General features: G+C 71.4%; 4 protein-coding genes. All 4 read right to left on the reverse strand.

Going from position 1 to position 3415, the window contains the following annotated elements; translation table 11 throughout:
• On the reverse strand, positions 1-790 hold a 790-nt coding region (locus G6R24_RS19520), incomplete at its 3' end, for a serine/threonine-protein kinase (protein ID WP_163550626.1).
• Positions 791-848: 58 nt separating this feature from the next.
• Positions 849-1034, reverse strand: a complete 186-nt coding sequence (locus G6R24_RS22950; protein WP_225438771.1) for a hypothetical protein — start codon at positions 1032-1034, stop codon at positions 849-851.
• Between the two features lie 55 nt (positions 1035-1089).
• Positions 1090-2316, reverse strand: a complete 1227-nt coding sequence (locus tag G6R24_RS19525) for a hypothetical protein (protein WP_225438773.1) — start codon at positions 2314-2316, stop codon at positions 1090-1092.
• A 469-nt stretch (positions 2317-2785) separates the two neighbouring features.
• Complete coding sequence (locus G6R24_RS19530) at positions 2786-3331, reverse strand: hypothetical protein (RefSeq protein ID WP_225438775.1); 546 nt, start codon at positions 3329-3331, stop codon at positions 2786-2788.
• Between the last annotated feature and the right edge of the window lie 84 nt (positions 3332-3415).

Below are 3415 nucleotides of genomic sequence, written 5' to 3' on the forward strand. Positions count from 1 at the left end.
GCCGGGGGGTGATCCGTCGCTGCGGATCCTTCTCCAGCAGGCCGTCGAGCACCTCGGCCAGCGGGCCGGCGTGCGGCGCCGGCGCCGGCGGGTGCAGCACGATCGCGGCGAGCATCGCGCCGAAACTGTCCCGTTCGAACGGGGGCCGCCCCTCGACGGCGAAGTACAGCGTGCCACCGAGGCTGAACAGGTCGGCGTCGAAGGTCGCGGGGAAGTTGTTGAGCCGCTCCGGCGCCATGTAAAGCGGGGTGCCGAGCACTCCGGTGACGGTCAGGGTGGGATCGCCGTCGCCGGTGGCGATGCCGAAGTCGGTCAGTACGGTCCGACCGTCCGTCCCGATCAGCACATTGGACGGTTTCACATCCCGATGGACGATGCCATGGTCACGCGCGGCGACCAGCGCGTCCAGCACGGCGAGCCCGACCCGGGCGACCTGCGCGGGCGGCAGCGGCCCGTCGTCGCGCACCACCTCGAACAGCGACCGGGACGGCACCAGCTCCATCACGATCCAGGGCAGCCCGTTCTCCAGGACGACGTCCAGGATCGTCACGACATGCGGGTGGCCGCGCAGCTTGGCGGCGTGCCGGGCCTCCCGCATCGCCCGCTCCACCCGGTCGGCGCGCTCCGACCCGGCGACCCCACCGGCGAGTTCGATCTCCTTCAGCGCGGCCTCGGTCTCGAGCACGCAGTCGAACGCGCGCCAGACCGTGCCCATCGCGCCCGCACCAAGGCGCGCGAGAAGGCGATATCGACCCGCCACCACGCGGTCGCCTACCGGACCGGCAGCCACGACACCCCCTCGGCTTCGTCCATTCTCGCAGGCCAGCTTTTCAGGTGAGCGGGGAATGTCACGACCTGCGTCCACCCGACCGGCCAGGCAACCACAGATCGACACCGCCGACCCGGTCCGGGGCCTGACCGACCAGCCCCACCAGCAGGGTCCGCAGCTCACCCGTGCGCCGGGCCGGGCCGAGCACCACCGCATCCGGGGACAGATCAGCATAGGCGGCCCGGACCTGCGCCGAGCCTGCCATGCGCGCCCCCGAAACGGTGCCGTTGTCGACGTCGATCAGGGCGGAGGTCAGCGCGTCACTCGGCCCGTGGAACGCCGCGTGGCCCGAGGCGTCCGCGACAGTGCAGTAACAGCCGGGCATGACGAACCGGAAGTCGGCCCGCGCCTGCCACAGCATCGCCTCCGCCTGCTGCGGATGCGGATAGGGCACGACCAGTGTGGTCGCGCCCGCCGGGAGCCGCCGCACACCCCACATGCAGATGATCGCCCAGTGACAGCACCGCCATCACGATCCCGACCGGGACGAGTACCCGCACCAGCGGATGCCGCCGCGCCACCACCGCCGCACCGATCGCCAGCAGCACCAGCGGAACGCCCAGATAGCCACCGACCTCCACGGCGTTGCCGGTGAAACGCAGACTGTGCCGCACGGCCGCGTCCGGGCCGAACTCCTGCATCGGCGTCGGGGTGACGAACGTCCACAGGTCACTCACCGCGATGCCGGAGGGCTGGATCGACCCGCGCACGCGGCCGGCGCCGAAGAACTGCACCGACAGCGGCCAGGCGAGCAGCGCCCCCGCCGTCACGCCCGCCACCGCGAGCCCCCGCACCGCCGGCCCGATCCGCGCCCGCACCAGCCCCCGATGCCACGCACCCAACGCCACCACCCCGACCGTCGCCGCCAGCGCCGACGATGCGAGCACCTCCTCGCCGATCAGCGCCTGCGCGGCGATCGCGAGCCCGAGCAGCACACCGGTCCGTCCCGGCGACCGCTGCCGCTGTGGGTCGGGCACCAGAAGGTCGATCAGCAACAGGGCGAGCAGGGGCGGAAACGGCATGAACGCCAGATGCAGATGCCCGTACGAACTGCCGATCAGGTAGGGCCCGCAGCCGTAGAACAGCCCACCGAGCGCCGCCGGCCCCACCCGGACGAACCGACGCAGCAGCCCGTACAGCGCGAGCGCGCTGACCACCGGCGCGAGCGTCAACAGCACCGTCAGGGCGAACACCGGTCCACCGATCATGGTGATGGGTGTCGCGATCAGCGCGAGCAGCACCACCGGGGTGCTCCACAGCACGTTCGCCCCGTCCGGCGCGTTGGTCTGGTGGGTGACGAAGGGATCAAGCCCGTGCGCGACGGCGTACGGCGTCCACCGCAGGAACCACGTGTACAGCAGGAACCACGTGTACAGATAGCCGTCGTTTCCCCCGTAGGTCACCGCACCGGGATGCAGCCAGCCCGCCCGGAAGATCCACCCCGCCAGGACCAGGTACCCGATCGCCACCGCCAGCCAGGCCGGCACCCGCCTGATCCCCCATCGGTGCTGTCGCCGGTCACCATCCGCGGCTGCTCTCGTGCCACCGTGGTCAGCGCCGGAGGACGACCTGGTATCGGACGGAGTGTCACCGGGTGGATCGACACTGGGCAGGTTGATACCGGAGCTGGTCACGAGACCCCCCTCGCACGTCCCACGATCACGGCGTGGCAATGGGGCGATGGAACAGCCGCCGTGCAGGACATTTCAGACGATAGTTCCAGCCATGGCCCGATCAACACACTTTCCGGCCAGTCGGATGCGCAGCGTGATCTAGAAGACGGAGCGTGACTATCCGGCCGGAAGGTGCCACCTGGGTCGTACCCGGGCCGCCCCCGCTCCACGAGGCCTCGCCGCCCCGGCGGAGGCGCACCGGGGGAGGCCGTGTCCCACGCACCCCGCCGATGCGAGGCCGCATCGCGTGTTTCGGTGAACATCGGTCGAGCGAAGGGTGGGCTCAGTGCCCGGGGCCACCGCCGTCGGAGGGCTCGGAGTGAGGTGGCTCGGAGTGAGGTGGCCCGGAGGTCGTGGTGGTGGGCTCGTCGAACCATTCCGCGGTGAGGGCGGCGAAGGTGCGGTAGCGCGCCACCGCGTAGTCGGGGGAGACGACGCCGTGCCTGTCGAAAAGGGCCACGGGATAGCCGCGCTCGGCACGGTAGCCGCGTTCGCCGATGATGATGCGGCCGCCGAGACGGACGACTCCGACCACGCAGGGTAGCGACGTCCAAGTGGGGCGGCGGGCGGCGGCGAGCAGCTCCGGGGTGCGCCAAGCGCACAGGCCGCACAGACAGTGCTCGTCGGGGATGCGCTCGTGCGCGACGGCGGGAGCGTCGGCGCGGGAGGGCTCCTCCGGGTGGGTGGTGGTACGCAGGCAGCGGGCCTCGGTGATGGCATCGGGGCGCCACAGGAGCATGCCGGGCGGAAACGGCGACCAGGGCGTCCAGGCGGGTCGTAGCTGACCGTCACGGTCGACGGCCCACTGTCGCCAGCCGAGCAGGCTCACCCGGGCACCGGCTCCGCCTCGGGCGTAGTGATCGGTGTGGCTGGTGTGGCTGGGATGGTCAACGGTTCGGCGTCGGGAAAGCTC

Origin of the sequence: Candidatus Frankia nodulisporulans (assembly GCF_902806475.1) — a bacterium.
Taxonomy (GTDB): Bacteria; Actinomycetota; Actinomycetes; order Frankiales; family Frankiaceae; genus Frankia; species Frankia umida.